General features: G+C 61.5%; 18 protein-coding genes. 13 read left to right on the top strand and 5 right to left on the bottom strand.

Annotation, left to right across the window (positions count from 1 at the left end):
* Positions 1 to 187 precede the first annotated feature (187 nt).
* Positions 188 to 832: an orotate phosphoribosyltransferase gene (gene pyrE, locus MA884_RS07220; RefSeq protein ID WP_256229757.1), complete on the bottom strand. Its 645-nt coding sequence runs from the start codon at positions 830 to 832 to the stop codon at positions 188 to 190.
* Between the two features lie 82 nt (positions 833 to 914).
* Here pyrE and MA884_RS07215 point away from each other — a divergent pair, with 82 nt between their 5' ends.
* Entirely contained in the window at positions 915 to 1,694 is a 780-nt protein-coding gene (locus tag MA884_RS07215) for an exodeoxyribonuclease III (RefSeq protein ID WP_003177265.1), read from the top strand.
* Positions 1,695 to 1,869: 175 nt separating this feature from the next.
* On the opposite strand, the gene MA884_RS07210 is transcribed toward MA884_RS07215, so the two are convergent.
* Positions 1,870 to 2,238 carry a DUF4870 domain-containing protein gene (locus tag MA884_RS07210; protein ID WP_256229756.1) on the bottom strand — a complete coding sequence of 123 codons (369 nt, stop codon included), beginning with the start codon at positions 2,236 to 2,238 and terminating at the stop codon, positions 1,870 to 1,872.
* A 30-nt stretch (positions 2,239 to 2,268) separates the two neighbouring features.
* Positions 2,269 to 2,991: a ribonuclease PH gene (rph, locus tag MA884_RS07205; protein ID WP_047226169.1), complete on the bottom strand. Its 723-nt coding sequence runs from the start codon at positions 2,989 to 2,991 to the stop codon at positions 2,269 to 2,271.
* Between the two features lie 281 nt (positions 2,992 to 3,272).
* Here rph and MA884_RS07200 point away from each other — a divergent pair, with 281 nt between their 5' ends.
* The 6 genes from MA884_RS07200 to MA884_RS07175 all read left to right on the top strand — a co-directional run bounded on the left by MA884_RS07200 (position 3,273) and on the right by MA884_RS07175 (position 8,567).
* Positions 3,273 to 4,136, top strand: coding sequence for a YicC/YloC family endoribonuclease (locus MA884_RS07200; protein ID WP_256229755.1), 864 nt, complete (start codon positions 3,273 to 3,275; stop codon positions 4,134 to 4,136).
* Between the two features lie 12 nt (positions 4,137 to 4,148).
* A complete protein-coding gene (gene gmk / locus MA884_RS07195) occupies positions 4,149 to 4,769 on the top strand; it encodes a guanylate kinase (RefSeq protein ID WP_047226171.1) in 621 nt (206 codons plus the stop codon).
* A gap of 166 nt (positions 4,770 to 4,935) precedes the next feature.
* Positions 4,936 to 5,199 (top strand): DNA-directed RNA polymerase subunit omega, encoded by a 264-nt coding sequence (gene rpoZ / locus MA884_RS07190; RefSeq protein WP_003177259.1) that lies wholly within the window; start codon positions 4,936 to 4,938, stop codon positions 5,197 to 5,199.
* A 60-nt stretch (positions 5,200 to 5,259) separates the two neighbouring features.
* Positions 5,260 to 7,365, top strand: a complete 2,106-nt coding sequence (gene spoT / locus MA884_RS07185; RefSeq protein ID WP_047226172.1) for a bifunctional GTP diphosphokinase/guanosine-3',5'-bis pyrophosphate 3'-pyrophosphohydrolase — start codon at positions 5,260 to 5,262, stop codon at positions 7,363 to 7,365.
* A 27-nt stretch (positions 7,366 to 7,392) separates the two neighbouring features.
* On the top strand, positions 7,393 to 7,773 hold the full coding sequence (locus MA884_RS07180; protein ID WP_256229754.1) for a RidA family protein: 381 nt from the start codon (positions 7,393 to 7,395) through the stop codon (positions 7,771 to 7,773).
* A 53-nt stretch (positions 7,774 to 7,826) separates the two neighbouring features.
* Positions 7,827 to 8,567, top strand: coding sequence for a hypothetical protein (locus tag MA884_RS07175; RefSeq protein ID WP_256229753.1), 741 nt, complete (start codon positions 7,827 to 7,829; stop codon positions 8,565 to 8,567).
* A gap of 174 nt (positions 8,568 to 8,741) precedes the next feature.
* Here MA884_RS07175 and MA884_RS07170 read toward each other — a convergent pair whose 3' ends face one another.
* Entirely contained in the window at positions 8,742 to 9,599 is an 858-nt protein-coding gene (locus MA884_RS07170; protein ID WP_256229752.1) for an SDR family oxidoreductase, read from the bottom strand.
* 188 nt (positions 9,600 to 9,787) lie between these two features.
* Here MA884_RS07170 and exbB point away from each other — a divergent pair, with 188 nt between their 5' ends.
* From exbB to MA884_RS07140, 6 genes are all read left to right on the top strand, one after another.
* Positions 9,788 to 10,768, top strand: a complete 981-nt coding sequence (gene exbB, locus MA884_RS07165) for a tonB-system energizer ExbB (RefSeq protein ID WP_256229751.1) — start codon at positions 9,788 to 9,790, stop codon at positions 10,766 to 10,768.
* Positions 10,769 to 10,774: 6 nt separating this feature from the next.
* Positions 10,775 to 11,203: a TonB system transport protein ExbD gene (gene exbD, locus MA884_RS07160; RefSeq protein WP_256229750.1), complete on the top strand. Its 429-nt coding sequence runs from the start codon at positions 10,775 to 10,777 to the stop codon at positions 11,201 to 11,203.
* Complete coding sequence (locus MA884_RS07155; RefSeq protein ID WP_256229748.1) at positions 11,200 to 11,961, top strand: energy transducer TonB; 762 nt, start codon at positions 11,200 to 11,202, stop codon at positions 11,959 to 11,961. The genes exbD and MA884_RS07155 overlap by 4 nt, the downstream gene beginning before the upstream one ends.
* 292 nt (positions 11,962 to 12,253) lie before the next feature.
* Complete coding sequence (locus MA884_RS07150) at positions 12,254 to 13,174, top strand: hydrogen peroxide-inducible genes activator (protein ID WP_256229747.1); 921 nt, start codon at positions 12,254 to 12,256, stop codon at positions 13,172 to 13,174.
* 9 nt (positions 13,175 to 13,183) lie between these two features.
* Entirely contained in the window at positions 13,184 to 15,259 is a 2,076-nt protein-coding gene (gene recG, locus MA884_RS07145) for an ATP-dependent DNA helicase RecG (protein WP_256229746.1), read from the top strand.
* 78 nt (positions 15,260 to 15,337) lie between these two features.
* A complete protein-coding gene (locus MA884_RS07140; RefSeq protein WP_256229745.1) occupies positions 15,338 to 16,738 on the top strand; it encodes an aminoacyl-tRNA deacylase and HDOD domain-containing protein in 1,401 nt (466 codons plus the stop codon).
* A 214-nt stretch (positions 16,739 to 16,952) separates the two neighbouring features.
* Here the strand turns inward: MA884_RS07140 and MA884_RS07135 are convergent, their stop codons facing one another.
* The gene (locus MA884_RS07135; RefSeq protein ID WP_256229744.1) at positions 16,953 to 17,333 is read right to left on the bottom strand and encodes a helicase; all 381 of its coding nucleotides are present in this window, start codon (positions 17,331 to 17,333) and stop codon (positions 16,953 to 16,955) included.
* Positions 17,334 to 17,964 lie beyond the last annotated feature (631 nt).

The raw sequence follows: 17,964 nt of genomic DNA, 5'->3' as shown, positions 1-17,964 counted from the left end.
CCCATAAAAAAGACCCCGCTCAGCCAGACTGAGCGGGGTCTTTTTTTACACCACTTTTCAGATGATGTTTTTGTGGCGAGGGAGCTTGCTCCCGCTCGATTGCGCAGCGATCGCCAACATGTTGGGGCCGCTGCGCGGCCCAGCGGGAGCAAGCTCCCTCGCCACAAGATCAAAATCAGGAGCCATTTCAGACGCCGAACTGCGCCCGATAAGCCTCAACCGCCGGCAAATGCTGCTTGAGCTGCGGGTCGTCGGCCAAAAACTCCAGCACCTGGTTCAGCGACACAATGCTGATCACCGGGATGCCGAAATCGCGCTCCACTTCCTGGATCGCCGACAACTCACCGTTGCCGCGCTCCTGACGGTTCAGGGCGATCAGCACACCGGCGGCCTTGGCGCCTTCCTGGGAACTGATGATCTGCATCACTTCACGAATGGCGGTGCCGGCGGTGATCACATCGTCGATGATCAGCACTTCACCGGTCAGCGGCGCGCCCACCAGGCTGCCCCCTTCGCCATGGGCCTTGGCTTCCTTGCGGTTGAAGCACCAGGGCAGGTCGCGGCCGTGGTGTTCGGCCAGGGCGACGGCGGTGGTGGCGGCCAGAGGGATGCCTTTGTAGGCCGGGCCAAACAGCACGTCGAACGGAATGCCGCTCTCGACGATGGCCGCCGCGTAGAAACGGCCCAATTGCGCCAGGGCGATACCGGTGTTGAACAGGCCGGCATTGAAGAAATACGGACTCGTGCGCCCGGACTTGAGGGTGAACTCACCGAAGCGCAAAACGCCGCGATCGATGGCAAAACGAATGAAATCGCGCTGATACGCCTGCATGAAAAAAGCCCCAAATACCGCGGATTTAGCTAAATAGGTACACGCCGTGTATCATACACGCACGTGATTTTTGGGGCCATTTATGCGGATCATCAGTGTGAACGTCAATGGTATTCAGGCTGCAGTGGAGCGTGGGTTGCTCAGTTGGCTGCAAGCACAGAATGCCGACGTCATCTGCCTGCAGGACACCCGCGCCTCCGCCTTTGAACTGGACGATGCAGCCTTCCAACTGGATGGTTACTTCCTTTATGCCTGCGATGCCGAAGTCCCCGCCCAGGGTGGCGTGGCTTTGTACTCGCGGCTGCAACCGAAGGCTGTCATCAACGGTCTCGGTTTCGAGACGGCGGACCGCTACGGGCGCTACCTGCAAGCCGATTTCGACAAGGTCAGCATCGCGACCTTACTGCTCCCTTCGGGGCAGAACGGCGATGAAGATTTGAATCAGAAATTCAAGTTGATGGACGATTTCGCCCGTTATCTGGATAAACAGCGGCGCAAACGTCGCGAGTACATTTATTGTGGCTCGCTGTACGTGGCGCAACAGAAGCTGGATATCAAGAACTGGCGCGACAGCCAGCAATCCCCGGGCTTCCTGGCGCCGGAACGGGCCTGGATGGACGAGATTGTCGGCAACATGGGCTATGTTGACGCCCTGCGGGAAGTCAGTCGTGAAGGCGACCAATACAGCTGGTGGCCGGATAACGAACAGGCCGAGATGCTCAACCTCGGCTGGCGTTTCGACTACCAGTTGCTGACGCCTGGCCTGCGCCGTTTTGTACGTAGCGCCCGCCTGCCACGCCAGCCGCGGTTCTCGCAGCACGCGCCGCTGATCGTGGATTACGACTGGACGCTGACAATCTGAGTGTCGTTTCGCAGCCACAAAAAAACCGACAGCGATGTCGGTTTTTTTGTGGACAACTCTTTCTACTGTGGGAGCGAGCCTGCTCGCGATGGCGCAGTTGCATTCAACATTGATGTTGACTGACACACAGCTATCGCGAGCAGGCTCGCTCCCACAGCGGAATACTCATCGATCATTATTTGACCAGCCGCCAGGTAAACGGATAGCGATACGGCTGCCCTTCATTGGCCTTCACGCCACCGATGATGGTCAGCACCAGCGCACCGATAGCCACCAGCCCGAACAGGAAGAAGCCGATCACCACAATCATCAATAGCAGGCTGATCGCAGAGGCAATTGCCACAGTGATCTGGAAGTTGAGCGCTTCCTTGCCTTGGGCATCGATGAACGGGTCAGTCTCGCGCTTGAGTTGCCAGAGCACCAGCGGGCCGATCAGCGTACCGAACGGAATCCAGATGCCCAACAAGGCAGACAAGTGACAGAACATCGCCCATTGACGCGCCTCCTTGCTGGGCTGGGGCAGTAGGACTTGCTCATCACTCATGACGTTCTCCTTGCCTGAAGCGCGAAACGGTCAGTCAGCCAGTGCGGCTTTTTGCAGTTCGAAAATCTCGTTCATGCCTTTCTTCGCCAGCTCCAGCATAGCGCTCAATTCTTCCGGCTGGAACGGCGCGCCTTCGGCGGTGCCCTGGATTTCGATGAAGCCGCCTGCGCTGGTCATGACCACGTTCAGGTCGGTCTCGGCGGCGGAGTCTTCCAGGTAGTCCAGGTCCAGCACCGGCTCGCCCTGATACATACCCACGGAGACCGCGGCGATCATCTGCTTGAGCGGATCGCCGCCCTTGAGGCCGCCACGCTTCTTGATCACTTTCAAGGCATCGGCCAGCGCGACCATGGCGCCGGTGATGGACGCGGTGCGAGTGCCGCCGTCGGCCTGGATCACGTCGCAATCGACATACAGCGTCACGTCACCGAGCTTGGACATGTCCAGCGCGGCACGCAGCGAACGGCCAATCAGGCGCTGGATTTCCAGGGTACGCCCGCCCTGCTTGCCACGGCTGGCCTCGCGCTGGTTGCGCTCACCGGTGGAGCGCGGCAGCATGCCGTATTCGGCGGTCAGCCAGCCTTGCCCCTGGCCCTTGAGGAACCGTGGCACACCGTTTTCGACGCTGACGGTGCAGATGACTTTGGTATCACCGAACTCGACCAGTACAGATCCCTCGGCGTGTTTGGTGTAGTTGCGGGTAATGCGGATCGAGCGAAGCTGATCGGCAGCGCGACCACTTGGACGTTTCATAGGGAACACCTGTACAAAGGACGGAAAACTGCCGAGCATTATAGAGCCGTGGGCCGCCATAGGGCAGTTTAAACGTCGCGCAGTTCCAAAAAACCGTTGCGGCAAGCCAAGCCCCTTTGACCCCCAGACCGACGAGCCGCAGCGCTTTGTCACATGCACGGTTTGGGGGCGTGCGTCTCACTGCGCTACAATCCCGCGCCTTTGCTGCCCTTCGGCTTTTATCCACAGATACCAGGCGCTACGACGACCCGTTGCGAGCGCCTGCATTGCGAGGAATCTCCATGGTGCACAGCATGACCGCCTTCGCCCGCGTCGAGAAAGCCGGCATCCAAGGCACGCTGAGCTGGGAACTGCGCTCGGTCAACAGCCGTTACCTGGAGCCGCACCTGCGCCTGCCCGAATCCTTCCGTGACCTTGAAGGCAGCGTCCGTGAAGCCCTGCGCCAAGGCCTGTCCCGGGGCAAACTGGAATGCACCCTGCGCTTCACCGAGGAAAGCACCGGCAAGGCCTTGCAGGTGGACCGCGAGCGCGCCACGCAACTGGTGGCTGCCGCCGAAACCGTCGCCAGTCTGATCAAGCACCCCGCCGCCCTAAACCCGCTGGAAGTCCTGGCCTGGCCCGGCGTGCTGGTAGGTGATGCAAGCGACCCGCAGGCCCTGAATGCCGAAGCGCTGGCGCTGTTCAACCAAGGCCTGAAAGAACTCAAGGCCGGCCGCGAGCGTGAAGGCGCGGAGCTGGCCCGGTTGATCAACGAGCGCCTGACCTCCATAGAGGAAGACGTCGTCACCCTGCGCGAACTGGTCCCGCAAATGCTCGCCACCCAACGCCAGAAAGTGCTCGACCGCTTCACCGATATGAAGGCCGAGCTGGACCCGCAGCGCCTGGAACAGGAAATGGTCATGCTCGCGCAAAAGAGCGACGTGGCCGAAGAACTGGATCGCCTGAGCACCCACATCATCGAAGTTCGCCGGGTGCTCAAATCCGGTGGTGCGGCCGGTCGCCGCCTGGACTTCCTGATGCAGGAACTCAACCGCGAAGCCAACACACTGGGCTCCAAAGCCTTCGACCCGCGCAGCACCCAGGCTGCGGTCAACCTCAAGGTGTTGATCGAGCAAATGCGCGAACAAGTGCAGAACATTGAGTAAGGCTAACCCGACATGACCCACAGCACCGGCACTCTCTACATCATTTCCGCGCCTTCGGGCGCCGGCAAGACCAGCCTGGTCAAGGCACTGATCGACGCCGAGCCGCAGATCCGTGTCTCGGTCTCGCACACCACCCGCGCCATGCGCCCGGGCGAGGTGGACGGGGTGAATTATCACTTCGTCGACCGCGAACAGTTCGTGAAAATGGCCGAACACGGGGACTTCCTGGAGCGCGCCGAAGTCTTCGGCAACCTCTACGGCACCTCGCAAAGCTATCTGCAGCAAACCCTGGATGAAGGCCATGACCTGATCCTGGAAATCGACTGGCAGGGTGCCGAGCAAGTCCGCAAGCTGATGCCCCAGGCCCGCTCGATCTTTATCCTGCCACCGAGCCAGCAGGCCTTGCGCCAGCGCCTGACCAATCGCGGCCAGGACAGCGACGACATCATCGAAGGCCGGATGCGCGAAGCGGTCAGCGAAATGAGCCACTACGTCGACTACGATTACCTGATCATCAACGACGATTTCGCCCATGCGCTGGACGATCTGAAGGCGATTTTCCGCGCCAGCCAGCTGCAGCAGAAACGCCAGCAGCAACGTTTCGGTAAATTATTGGCCGAACTGCTGGGCTGAACAGCCCTTCCCAAAACCGCTGCGACGGCTTTACATTGGAGCTTGCAGCGGGTCGAGGGGCTGGTTAAAAAATCAGCGCTTCCCTAAACGCTGGCGTTTTTTTAAACTGTCGAGTCCGCTCGCCCAACCGGGCAGCGCGCATATTGCATTCGCTCCGAGGAATACCATGGCCCGCGTAACCGTTGAAGACTGCCTAGAACACGTGGAAAACCGCTTTGAGCTGGTCATGCTCTCTACCAAGCGTGCCCGTCAACTGGCCACCGGTGGCAAAGAGCCGTTGGTCCAGTGGGAAAACGACAAGCCTACCGTGGTAGCGCTGCGTGAAATCGCCGAAGGCCTGATGAGCTACGAGTTCATCGCCAACGCTGAAATCGTTGAAGACGAACCGCTGTTCGCAGCGTTCGAGGACGAGTCCAACGAGGCGGTCTAAGCCTATGCCTGGTCGACGTAGCACGGCGCGGGGTCACAGCAAACGGCAGGAGTCATTATCATGCCGAGCATAGACGCCCTCGCCGATCGCTTATCGGCCTACCTCGGCACGGACCAGGTCAATCTGGTCCGCCGAGCCTATTTCTACGCCGAACAAGCCCACGACGGCCAGCGCCGCCGCAGCGGCGAGGCGTACGTCACGCACCCACTTGCGGTAGCGAACATTCTTGCCGACATGCACATGGACCATCAGAGCCTGATGGCCGCGATGCTGCATGACGTGATCGAAGACACCGGGATTGCCAAGGAAGCGCTGCAAGCGCAGTTCGGCGAAACCGTGGCCGAACTGGTCGACGGGGTCAGCAAACTGACCCAGATGAACTTCGAGACCAAGGCCGAGGCCCAGGCCGAAAACTTCCAGAAAATGGCCATGGCCATGGCACGCGACATTCGCGTGATCCTGGTCAAGCTCGCCGACCGGCTGCACAACATGCGAACGCTGGAAGTGTTGTCCGGTGAGAAACGCCGGCGAATCGCCAAGGAAACCCTGGAAATCTATGCGCCCATCGCCAACCGCCTGGGCATGCACGCGATCCGTATCGAGTTCGAAGACCTCGGTTTCAAGGCCATGCACCCGATGCGCTCGGCGCGGATCAACCAGGCCGTCAAGCGCGCCCGGGGCAACCGCAAGGAAATCGTCAACAAGATCGAAGAATCCTTGAGCCACTGCCTGACCATCGACGGCATCGAAGGCGAGGTCAGTGGCCGACAGAAACACCTCTATGGCATCTACAAGAAGATGCGCGGCAAGCGTCGGGCCTTCAACGAGATCATGGACGTCTACGCGTTCCGGATCATCGTCGACAAGGTCGATACCTGCTACCGCGTATTGGGCGCTGTACATAATTTGTACAAACCATTGCCCGGGCGTTTCAAGGACTACATCGCGATCCCCAAGGCCAACGGCTACCAATCGCTGCACACCACGCTGTTCGGCATGCACGGCGTACCGATCGAAATCCAGATCCGCACCCGTGAAATGGAAGAGATGGCCAACAACGGCATCGCCGCGCACTGGCTGTACAAATCCAGCGGCGACGAACAACCCAAGAGCACCCATGCCCGAGCCCGTCAGTGGGTCAAGGGCGTGCTGGAAATGCAGCAGCGGGCCGGCAACTCCCTGGAATTCATCGAAAGCGTGAAGATCGACCTGTTCCCGGACGAGGTCTACGTTTTCACCCCCAAAGGCCGGATCATGGAGCTGCCTAAAGGCTCCACGGCGGTGGACTTTGCCTATGCGGTACACACCGATGTTGGCAACAGCTGCATCGCCTGCCGGATCAACCGTCGCCTGGCGCCGTTGTCCGAACCGCTGCAAAGCGGCTCCACAGTGGAAATCGTCAGCGCAGCCGGCGCGCGGCCAAACCCGGCATGGCTCAACTTCGTGGTCACCGGCAAGGCCCGCACGCACATCCGCCACGCCTTGAAGCTACAACGCCGCTCTGAATCCATCAGCCTGGGCGAGCGCCTGCTCAATAAAGTACTGAACGGCTTCGACAGCTCCCTGGACAAGATCCCGGCCGAACGCGTGCAGATCATGCTCAGCGAATACCGCCTGGAACTGATCGAAGACCTGCTGGAAGACATCGGCCTGGGCAATCGCATGGCCTACGTCGTCGCCCGCCGCCTGCTCGGCGAAGGCGAACAGTTGCCAAGCCCCGAAGGCCCCCTGGCCATTCGCGGCACCGAAGGCCTGGTGCTCAGTTATGCCAAGTGCTGCACGCCGATCCCTGGCGATCCGATTGTCGGCCATCTGTCCGCCGGCAAAGGCATGGTGGTGCACCTGGACAACTGCCGCAACATCAGCGAAATCCGCCACAATCCGGAAAAATGCATCCAGCTTTCCTGGGCCAAGGATGTCACCGGCGAATTCAATGTCGAGCTGCGGGTCGAACTGGAGCACCAACGTGGCCTGATCGCCCTGCTGGCCAGCAGCGTCAACGCCGCCGACGGCAATATCGAAAAAATCAGCATGGACGAACGAGATGGCCGCATCAGCGTCGTCCAACTGGTGGTCAGCGTGCACGACCGCGTACACCTGGCCCGCGTGATCAAGAAACTGCGCGCCCTGACTGGCGTCATCCGCATCACTCGCATGCGCGCATAGCTCTCCATCCATTACAAGGAGTCATAAATGACCAAGACCGTTATCACCAGCGACAAAGCCCCGGCCGCCATCGGTACGTATTCCCAGGCAATCAAGGCGGGCAACACCGTGTACATGTCGGGCCAGATCCCGCTGGACCCAAAAACCATGGAACTGGTAGTAGGCTTCGAAGCCCAGACCGTGCAGGTGTTCGAGAACCTCAAGGCCGTGGCCGAGGCTGCCGGCGGTTCGTTCAAGGACATCGTCAAGCTCAACATCTTCCTCACCGACCTGAGCCACTTCGCCAAGGTCAACGAGATCATGGGCAAGTACTTCGACCAGCCTTACCCTGCTCGCGCTGCCATCGGCGTGGCTGCCCTGCCAAAGGGTTCGCAGGTTGAGATGGACGCCATCCTGGTCATCGAGTAACAAGCCCGGCGCAGCCTCCCCCCGCTGCGCCGTTTTCGTTTAAGGATTCCACCATGCGCAAAGCGCTTGCTCTTTCGCTGGCTGCCCTGCTGTTGGGCGGCTGCGCCAGCGACCCTGCCGACCGTGATATCAGCGGCACCTGGATCAACCAGGCGGCGATCGACGCCGCCGCCAAGGGCGGCCCGCTGCGCGAGGCGTTGCAGGCCTATGGGCCGAACCTGGAATGGGACGTCAACACCCGGGCCGGCCAGGCGCGTTACACCAACGGCTTCGAGAATGTCGAAGGCAAGCTGCTGGGCGAAGAAGACGGTGCGTGGAAAGTCGATTTCTACGGCAGTTCCGCCAGCGAACTGCAACGCGACGGCGACCAGTTGAACCAGTCCGCCACCGAGAACGAGCCGCAGCAAGTGTTTGAGCGCGCCCAGGCCCAGGTGCCGGCAGGTGCGCCGCTGGGCGCCAGTTTCGAGCGGGCGCTGTATGCCGCCTACCTGGGTGGCACCTGGAACATCATCAACGGCCCAGGCCAAGGCGCCAACGTGCAGTTCCAACCCGACGGCCAGGTCACCGGCCTGCCGGGCGCCGACCGCTACGCCCTGTGCCTGGCCGGCGACTGCGCATCCATGAGCGGCGGCAACGACAACATCTGGTTGCAACAGAACGGTCAGGGCAACACCTGGATCTTCTCCCGCGACGGCAAGAGGCTGGAAATTTTCCAGACCGTGAATGCGGCACTGGCGGATGAAATGCCTTCGTTCACGCCGGGTGATCGGCAGTGGGTGTTGGAAAAGCAGTAACGCGAATCCCCTGTGAGAGCACGCCTGTGGGAGCCTGTGGGAGCAAAGCTTGCTCGCGATGACGTCGCCACATACAACACTTCTGTTGGCTGTAAAACCGCTATCGCGAGCAAGCTTTGCTCCCACAGGCTCCCACAGGCTTGCTCCCACAGTTTGTTTTGGGGGGCAGGCGAATCAGCAACGCCCCTCCAGAATCGCCGCATACCCCTCACGAAAACTCGGATACTGCGGTGTCCAGCCTAAGGCCTTCGCCCGTGCGTTGCTGCAGCGTTTGCTGCCGGCGCGGCGGACGCTGGCGTTTTCAGCCCATTGAGTGACGCCCATGTAATCACGCAGCCAACCCACCACCTCGGCCAGCGCGGCGGGAGCGTCGTCCACGCCGATGTAGCAATCGTCCAACGCCTTGCCCTGGCGGTCGGCTTCCAGCAGAAACGCCAACAGACCCGCCGCGTCGTCAGCATGAATGCGGTTGGCGTACAGGGGCGGGTCTTCCACCACGCTATAGCCCTGGCGCACCTGGCTCAGCAACCATTCGCGGCCCGGACCATAGATACCGGTCAGACGCACACGGCTGGCCGGGATGCCGCTGTCGAGCGCCACCTGTTCAGCTTCGAGCATCAGCCGGCCGGAATAGCCACCGGCCACGGTGGGCGAGGTTTCATCGACCCACTCGCCACCCTGCTGCCCGTAGACGCTGCTGCTGGACACAAAAAGCAGTCGTTTTGGCTGCTGTCCGTGCTGCTTCAACCAGCTCAACACATGCTGTAAGCCTTGGACATAAGCTGCGCGGTAACCCGCTTCGTCATGCTCGGTGGCGGCGACGCTGTACACCAGATAATCCAGCGCACCGGCGGGCCAATCAGCGGGACATTGCTCGCTGAACAGATCTCCCGCCACCCCGACCACCCCGGCCGGCAACTGCGAAACGGTACGGCGCAAGCCGTAGACCTGCCACTGCTGGGCCCGTAGCTGGCTCGCCAGGCGGCCGCCGATATCACCGCAGCCGGCGATCAAAACAGAAGGCGCGGACATCAAAATCTCCTTTCATAAAGCCGCAGACTAGCTGCCTGAGGGGACGAGCGGCTAGCAATGCAGGAAAAAAAGATACTGTATTACTTTTGTTAACAAGAATTACTTGCAATAATGCCTGCCACTTTTGTTCTCGGCCCCACGAGGCCTGGAAGAACATCAACCTTCTTTTTCTCTCAGGTCCGGCCAGCATGACACGCTATCTCTCCTCCGCTTCGCCAACCAACCGACCTCGCGCCTGGAGCGCTATGGCAGCCCTGCTGCTCAGCCTGCTGCTGGTCCCCGCCGCCGCGCTCGCCGATGCCCAAGCGCCAGCCACGACCCCGGCCACCGCACCCGCCGCCAGCCAGGCGCCGGTCGATGCCGCCGAACCTGTAGCAGTCCCTCAGGCGAGCGAGCCGGCCCAGGCCGTCGACGCCAGCGCCGAAGACACGCCTCAAATGCTCGAAGCCGATAACACCTTGGGCATGGCCCACGATCTGTCGCCATGGGGCATGTACCAGAACGCCGACATTATCGTGAAAATCGTCATGATCGGCCTGGCCATCGCCTCGATCATCACCTGGACCATCTGGATCGCCAAGGGCCTCGAGCTGATGGGCGCCAAGCGCCGCTTGCGCGGTGAAATCGCCCATCTGAAAAAAGCCACCACCCTCAAAGAGGCCAGCGCCTCTGCGGCCAAAGAAGGCACCCTGGCCAATCTGCTGGTTCACGACGCCCTCGAAGAGATGCGCCTGTCGGCCAACAGTCGCGAGAAGGAAGGCATCAAGGAACGCGTGAGCTTCCGTCTCGAGCGTCTGGTCGCGGCCTGCGGTCGCAACATGAGCAGCGGCACCGGCGTGCTCGCCACCATCGGTTCCACGGCGCCGTTCGTAGGCCTGTTCGGCACCGTGTGGGGCATCATGAACAGCTTCATCGGCATCGCCAAGACCCAGACCACCAACCTCGCTGTCGTGGCGCCCGGCATTGCCGAAGCCCTGCTCGCAACGGCTCTGGGTCTGGTCGCGGCGATCCCGGCGGTGGTCATCTACAACGTGTTCGCCCGCTCCATTGCCGGTTACAAGGCCCAGGTCTCCGACGCTTCGGCCGAAGTGCTGTTGCTGGTCAGCCGCGACCTCGACCACCTGCCACCCGAGCGTGGCTCGCAACCGCACATGGTGAAAGTGGGGTAATCGGCCATGGGCCTGCATTTGAAAGAAGGCGCAGACGACGATCTGGCCGAGAACCATGAAATCAACGTCACGCCGTTCATCGACGTGATGCTGGTGCTGTTGATTATCTTCATGGTGGCCGCTCCGCTCGCCACCGTGGACATCAAGGTCGACCTCCCGGCCTCGACGGCCAAGCCATCGCCACGGCCGGAGAAACCGGTATTCCTGAGCGTCAAGGCCGATCAGCGACTATTCCTGGGCGAAGACGAGGTCAAGGCCGATAGCCTCGGCGCGACTCTCGACGCCCGGACCCAGGGCAAAAAGGACACGACGATCTTCTTCCAGGCCGATAAAGGCGTGGATTACGGTGACCTGATGAACGTGATGGATGCCCTGCGCGCCGCCGGATACTTGAAGGTCGGCCTGGTCGGACTCGAGACGGCGCCCAAGAAATGATCACGACGCGCCAAAAGCTGACGCGTTACAGCGGTAGCCTGGCCGTGGTGCTGGGCGTGCATGCGCTCGCCATTGCCCTGGCGCTGAACTGGACGTCAAACCCGCCCATTGAATTGCCGCCCCAGGCGATGATGGTCGAGCTGGCGCCGGTTCCGGCCCCACCACCGCCTGCACCGCCAAAAGTCGTCACGCCACCGCAGCCGCCGGAACCGGTCGAAGAACTACCGCTGCCTAAAATCGCCGAAGCCGAGAAACCGGAAATTTCGGTGCCCAAACCGGTCAAGCCAAAGCCCAAGCCTAAACCGCCCAAGCCCAAGCCCAAACCCGTGGAGAAAAAACCGGAACCGCCCAAGGAAGAACCGTCGGAGCAAAAGCCCAGCGACACTCAACCGACCAAGGCACCCACCGAGAAATCCGCGCAACCAGCGCCTGGCCCTTCACCCGCGCAAATGGCGGCCAAGGCCAGTTGGCAAGGCACATTGCTCGCGCACTTGGGCAAGTACAAGAAATACCCCGCCAGCGCCCAGTCGCGCGGTAAGGAAGGATTGAACCGTTTACGGTTCGTGGTGGACGCCGAAGGCAACGTGTTGTCCTTCGAGCTGGTGAGCAAGTCCGGCAACGCCGCCCTGGACCGGGCGACCCTGGAAATGATTCGCCGCGCCCAACCGCTGCCCAAGCCACCGGCCGACATGCTGGTTAACGGCTCCATCGAAATCGTCGCGCCGTTTGTGTACTCCATCGACAAGCGTCGGCGTTAACCCATTGGCAAGCCCCTGTTACAGGGGCTTCTTGTTTGCTGAAGGAAATGTATCTGTAGAGCAAGGGGCTGTGGGAGCAAAGCTTGCTCGCGATACCGACGCCTCGGTTCCAGAGAAGACCGCGTTAGCTTCATCGCGGGCAAGTCTCGCTCCCACAAATAAATCCATATTCATCGATAAATCCCCTCGCCACACCCACATTAGATAGTGTCACACCGCGCCCCCAGTCTGATAACGTGCGTCTATCGATTGCAGCCGGTATGCTTGGCTCGCAACTTCACGGACGCTTGCCATGACCCTCACAGAATTACGCTACATCGTCACCCTCGCCCAGGAGCAGCATTTCGGCCATGCGGCCGAGCGTTGCCATGTCAGCCAGCCGACGCTTTCGGTGGGCGTGAAAAAGCTTGAAGACGAGCTCGGCGTGCTGATTTTCGAGCGCAGCAAAAGCGCCGTGCGCCTGACCCCGGTGGGCGAAGGTATCGTTGCCCAAGCGCAAAAAGTGCTGGAGCAGGCCCAGGGCATCCGTGAACTGGCCCAGGCCGGCAAAAACCAGCTGACCGCCCCGCTGAAAGTCGGCGCCATCTACACCGTCGGCCCGTACCTGTTCCCGCACCTGATTCCGCAACTGCACCGGGTCGCCCCGCAGATGCCGTTGTACATCGAAGAAAACTTCACCCATGTGCTGCGCGACAAACTGCGCAACGGCGAACTGGACGCGATCATCATCGCCCTGCCGTTCAACGAAGCCGATGTCCTGACCCTGCCGCTCTACGACGAGCCGTTCTACGTGTTGATGCCGGCCCAGCATCCGTGGACCCAGAAAAAAACCATCGACGCCGCCCTGCTCAACGACAAGAGCCTGCTGCTGCTCGGCGAAGGCCACTGCTTCCGCGATCAGGTGCTCGAAGCCTGTCCGACCCTGGCCAAAGGCAGCGAAGGCGCCAAGCACACCACGGTGGAATCCAGCTCCCTGGAAACCATTCGCCACATGGTCGCCTCGGGCCTGGGCATTTCGATTTTGCCGCTGTCGGCAGTGGACAGCCATCATTACGCCCCTGGCGTGATCGAGGTTCGCCCACTGACGCCGCCCGTGCCGTTCCGCACCGTTGCCATCGCCTGGCGCGCCAGCTTCCCGCGACCCAAGGCCATCGAGATCCTCGCTGACTCGATCCGCCTGTGTTCCGTGGCCAAGCCGCCCACTGCCAAGTAAGCCGCGGCCATGACTGAGCTGTCGAAAGTGCCGGTCACGGCACTCAAGGGTGTCGGTGAAGCCATGGCCGAGAAGCTGGCCAAGGTCGGCCTGGAGAACCTCCAGGATGTGCTGTTCCACCTGCCGCTGCGTTATCAGGACCGCACCCGCGTCGTGCCCATCGGGCATTTGCGCCCGGGGCAGGACGCCGTGATCGAAGGCACCGTCAGCGGCGCCGACGTGGTCATGGGCCGGCGCCGTAGCCTGGTGGTGCGCCTGCAGGACGGCACCGGCGGGCTGAGCCTGCGCTTCTATCACTTCAGCAATGCGCAAAAGGAAGGCCTCAAGCGTGGCACCCGCGTGCGCTGCTACGGTGAAGCACGGCCCGGGGCGTCCGGGCTGGAGATCTATCACCCGGAGTACCGCGCCATCACCGGCGATGAGCCGCCGCCGGTGGATGAAACCCTGACCCCGGTCTACCCGCTCACCGAAGGCCTGACCCAACAGCGCCTGCGCCAGCTCTGCCAACAAACCCTGACCCTGCTCGGCCCCAGTAGCCTGCCCGACTGGCTGCCCAACGAACTGGCCCGGGATTATCAACTGGCGCCGCTGGCTGATGCGATTCGCTACCTGCACCATCCGCCGGCCGATGCCGATGTCGACGAGCTCGCCCTCGGTCATCACTGGGCCCAGCACCGGCTGGCCTTTGAAGAGTTGCTGACCCATCAACTGTCCCAGCAACGTCTGCGCGAAAGCCTGCGCTCCCTGCGGGCCCCCGCGATGCCCAAGGCCAAGGACTTTCCGGCCCGCTACCTGGCCAACCTCGGTTTTAAACCCACGGGGGCCCAGCAGCGGGTCGGCAACGAAATCGCCTACGACCTGAGCCAGCCCGAACCGATGCTGCGGCTGATCCAGGGCGATGTCGGCGCCGGCAAGACCGTGGTTGCCGCGCTCGCCGCGCTCCAGGCCCTGGAGGCCGGTTATCAGGTGGCGTTGATGGCCCCCACCGAGATTCTTGCCGAGCAGCATTTCATCACCTTCCAGCGCTGGCTCGAACCGCTGGGAATCGAAGTCGCCTGGCTGGCCGGTAAGCTCAAGGGCAAGAATCGCGCAGCGGCCCTGGCGCAAATCGCGGCTGGCGCACCGATGGTGGTCGGCACCCATGCCTTGTTCCAGGACGAAGTGCAGTTCAAGAACCTGGCGCTGGTGATCATCGACGAACAACACCGTTTCGGCGTGCAGCAGCGCCTGGCCTTGCGGCAGAAGGGCGTGGGCGGGCGAATGTGCCCTCACCAATTGATCATGACCGCCACGCCGATTCCGCGGACCCTGGCCATGAGCGCGTACGCCGACCTCGACACCTCGGTCCTCGACGAATTGCCTCCCGGGCGCACGCCGGTCAATACCGTGCTGGTCACCGACACCCGGCGCGTCGAAGTGATCGAGCGCGTGCGCGGCGCCTGCGCCGAAGGGCGACAGGCCTATTGGGTGTGCACGCTGATCGAAGAATCGGAGGAGCTGACCTGCCAGGCCGCAGAAACCACTTACGAAGACCTCACCGCCGCCCTCGGTGAGTTGAAGGTCGGACTGATCCACGGGCGCATGAAACCCGCCGAGAAAGCCGCCGTGATGGCCGAATTCAAGGCCGGCGCCCTACAACTTCTGGTCGCTACCACGGTGATCGAAGTCGGCGTCGATGTACCCAATGCCAGCCTGATGATCATCGAGAACCCCGAGCGCCTGGGCCTGGCGCAGTTGCACCAGCTACGCGGCCGGGTCGGCCGGGGCAGTGCCGCCAGCCATTGCGTCTTGCTGTATCACCCGCCGCTGTCGCAGATTGGTCGCCAGCGCCTGGGCATCATGCGCGAAACCAACGACGGGTTCGTCATCGCCGAAAAAGACCTGGAACTGCGCGGGCCCGGTGAAATGCTCGGCACGCGCCAGACCGGCCTGCTTCAATTCAAGGTAGCCGACCTGATGCGCGACGCCGATCTGCTCCCCGCCGTACGCGACGCCGCCCAGGCGTTGCTGGAACGTTGGCCGGAGCATGTCAGCCCACTGCTGGATCGCTGGTTGCGTCATGGGCAGCAATACGGCCAAGTATGAGCACGTCCTCAGTTTCTGGACGCGCCTGCCCGGCAAGCTGGTTATACTGCTCAACTTGTAGGAAAACGGATACAGACCATGACAGAAGCTGCCCTCGTCCCCGAAACCCCGCACGCTCCGTCTGTTATTCGGCTGTTGCTCGAGAAACTGGGCATCGGCTTTGACGAAGTCATCGAACGACCAGGCCTGAACCCCGCCCGTAAAGTGCAGGCCGTTCTGTTACACGATGCCGTTGGCGCTCTCATGGTGCTGTTCCCGCAAAGCCAACTGCTGGACCTCAACCGCTTGGCCGAACTCACCGGTCGCAAACTCACGGCGGTGCCTACTGACCGTCTGGAGCGCATGCTCGGCAAGCACAACCTGAGCCTGCTGCCCGGTCTGCCGGCGCTGACCAGCTCCCCTTGCCTGTATGAAGAAAGCCTGCTGCGCGAGCCGAAGCTGCTGATCAACTCAGGCGAACCGGGGCTGCTGCTGGAAGTGACCAGCGAGGCCTTCAAGACCATGCTCACCAAGGCCAGCGCCGCGACGTTCGGCGAAGCCGTGAGCAACATCACCCCGAACCTGGACCGTCCGCACGACGACCGCGCGGAAATCACCCAGGCTGTGCAGGCGTTCACCGCCCGGCGTATCCAGCAACGGCTGGAAGAAACCATCGAAATTCCGCCACTCGCCGAAACGGCGCAAAAGATCATCAAGCTGCGGGTCGACCCTGACGCCACCATCGATGACATCACCGGCGTCGTGGAAACCGACCCGGCCCTGGCCGCGCAAGTGGTGAGCTGGGCCGCCTCGCCGTACTACGCCTCGCCCGGCAAGATCCGTTCGGTGGAAGACGCCATCGTCCGGGTACTGGGCTTCGACCTGGTGATCAACCTGGCACTGGGCCTGGCCTTGGGCAAGACCCTGAGCCTGCCCAAGGACCACCCGCAACACACCACACCGTACTGGCATCAGTCGATCTACACCGCCGCCGTCATCGAGGGCCTGACCCGCGCCATGCCGCGCGCCCAGCGTCCTGAAGGCGGCCTGACCTACCTGTCCGGCCTGCTGCACAACTTCGGTTACCTGTTGCTGGCCCATGTCTTCCCGCCGCACTTCTCGTTGATCTGCCGGCACTTGGAGGTCAACCCGCACCTGTGCCACAGCTACGTGGAACAGCACCTCTTGGGCATCAGTCGCGAGCAGATCGGTTCATGGCTGATGCGCTACTGGGACATGCCCGATGAACTGGCCACCGCCCTGCGCTTCCAGCACGACCCGCACTACGACGGCGAATATGCCGCCTACCCGAATCTGGTGTGCCTGGCCGTGCGCCTGCTGCGCGCCCGGGGCATTGGCTCAGGCCCCGACGAGGAAATTTCCGACGCACTGCTCGAACGCGTCGGCCTGAGTCGCGAAAAAGCCAATGAAGTGGTCAGCAAGGTGCTTGAGGCCGAAGTGCTGCTGCGCGAACTGGCTTCGCAGTTCAGCCATGGTTGAATCGACTCTTCCGGTCACTGCAGGTGAGTGAAGCTCTTGTGGCGAGGGAGCTTGCTCCCGCTCGACTGCACCCGTAGGAGCTGTCGAGTGCAACGAGGCTGCGATCTTTTCCCCGACAATTGAGTCACAAGCGAAAGATCAAAATCAAAAGATCGCAGGCTACGCCAGCTCCTACAAAGCCCAGCGGGAGCAAGCTCCCTCGCCACAGGGTGAATCACTTGGCTTTGGCCTTCTTCGGCTTCAAATACTTGGTCAACCCCTGAAACCAGATCACCAGCGCCGGGTTGCCCTTGATCTGGATCGACTTGTCCTGAATCCCGGTCATGAACGCCAATTGCTTGTTCTTCGCCTGCATCGTGGCAAAGCCATAAGCCGCGTCCTTGAAAGCGATGGCGAACGCAGGCGTCGGGTAGGTGCCGGACTGGCTGGTGATGCGCTGGTCTTTCACCGTGAAATGCCGGGCGACCTTGCCGTCCAGGGTTTGCAGTTGAAACACCAGTTCCTTATCGCCCAACTGCTGCTGGAACGCCGGATTAGTCCGGCTGGCCCTGCCCATCAACAACCCCAGCATCCACAGCAGAAAGCGAAATTTCATGGGCACGGCCTCGTAAGAAAGATAAATGGCGGGGGCAGTTTAGCGATTCCACGGTGGAACGCCATCATCGGATCGCTTTAGCGGAAGATAAGCTTGTTTTCACGCAAGATGACCGCCAAGTCACAAAACTAAAAATCAAAAGATCGCAGCCTTCGGCAGCTCCTACAGAGGTCGGTGTAGGAGCTGCCGAAGGCTGCGATCCTTTGATCTTTTCCCCCGCCAAACCCTCGGACATTTCCTTCAAAACGCAGCGTTGTTCATGAACTAGGCAGCGCTTCCGAGCGCCGCTAACCTCTATTCGTCATCAAAAACGGTGACACGGACGTGCAAGTCCGGGTAAAAGAACGCCCCAACAATGCCACCAGCCATTTAACGAGCATTCGTGCCTGTGTTTTATGGCGGCTGTGTGCGGGAGACTCTCAAGGTCTGCCGAGGTTTGGGCGAGTTACTCGGTCTTGCACACTCGCACACAGCTGCCACCCTTCATCGCGTGCAAGCGAGCCAGGGCGGCTCCAGATTGAATTGGAAGCCCAAGCCATGTTCAAAGTAACGCCTAATCCGCCGCAAAGCGGCCACAAATCCCGCGTCCAAGCGCAGGAAGAAAAAAAGCTCGAAGACGCCGCCACCCGCG

Source organism: Pseudomonas sp. Q11, assembly GCF_024494355.1.
Lineage (GTDB): Bacteria > Pseudomonadota > Gammaproteobacteria > Pseudomonadales > Pseudomonadaceae > Aquipseudomonas > Aquipseudomonas hefeiensis.
Note: the sequence above shows the minus strand (reverse complement) of the source record. Positions and strands in the feature narration are given on the sequence as shown.

Bases quoted from the DNA above. Each gene is read 5' to 3' on its own strand.
- pyrE (WP_256229757.1), bottom strand. From the start codon at position 832: ATGCAGGCGTATCAGCGCGATTTCATTCGTTTTGCCATCGATCGCGGC.
- MA884_RS07215 (WP_003177265.1), top strand. From the start codon at position 915: ATGCGGATCATCAGTGTGAACGTCAATGGTATTCAGGCTGCAGTGGAG.
- MA884_RS07210 (WP_256229756.1), bottom strand. From the start codon at position 2,238: ATGAGTGATGAGCAAGTCCTACTGCCCCAGCCCAGCAAGGAGGCGCGT.
- rph (WP_047226169.1), bottom strand. From the start codon at position 2,991: ATGAAACGTCCAAGTGGTCGCGCTGCCGATCAGCTTCGCTCGATCCGC.
- MA884_RS07200 (WP_256229755.1), top strand. From the start codon at position 3,273: ATGGTGCACAGCATGACCGCCTTCGCCCGCGTCGAGAAAGCCGGCATC.
- gmk (WP_047226171.1), top strand. From the start codon at position 4,149: ATGACCCACAGCACCGGCACTCTCTACATCATTTCCGCGCCTTCGGGC.
- rpoZ (WP_003177259.1), top strand. From the start codon at position 4,936: ATGGCCCGCGTAACCGTTGAAGACTGCCTAGAACACGTGGAAAACCGC.
- spoT (WP_047226172.1), top strand. From the start codon at position 5,260: ATGCCGAGCATAGACGCCCTCGCCGATCGCTTATCGGCCTACCTCGGC.
- MA884_RS07180 (WP_256229754.1), top strand. From the start codon at position 7,393: ATGACCAAGACCGTTATCACCAGCGACAAAGCCCCGGCCGCCATCGGT.
- MA884_RS07175 (WP_256229753.1), top strand. From the start codon at position 7,827: ATGCGCAAAGCGCTTGCTCTTTCGCTGGCTGCCCTGCTGTTGGGCGGC.
- MA884_RS07170 (WP_256229752.1), bottom strand. From the start codon at position 9,599: ATGTCCGCGCCTTCTGTTTTGATCGCCGGCTGCGGTGATATCGGCGGC.
- exbB (WP_256229751.1), top strand. From the start codon at position 9,788: ATGACACGCTATCTCTCCTCCGCTTCGCCAACCAACCGACCTCGCGCC.
- exbD (WP_256229750.1), top strand. From the start codon at position 10,775: ATGGGCCTGCATTTGAAAGAAGGCGCAGACGACGATCTGGCCGAGAAC.
- MA884_RS07155 (WP_256229748.1), top strand. From the start codon at position 11,200: ATGATCACGACGCGCCAAAAGCTGACGCGTTACAGCGGTAGCCTGGCC.
- MA884_RS07150 (WP_256229747.1), top strand. From the start codon at position 12,254: ATGACCCTCACAGAATTACGCTACATCGTCACCCTCGCCCAGGAGCAG.
- recG (WP_256229746.1), top strand. From the start codon at position 13,184: ATGACTGAGCTGTCGAAAGTGCCGGTCACGGCACTCAAGGGTGTCGGT.
- MA884_RS07140 (WP_256229745.1), top strand. From the start codon at position 15,338: ATGACAGAAGCTGCCCTCGTCCCCGAAACCCCGCACGCTCCGTCTGTT.
- MA884_RS07135 (WP_256229744.1), bottom strand. From the start codon at position 17,333: ATGAAATTTCGCTTTCTGCTGTGGATGCTGGGGTTGTTGATGGGCAGG.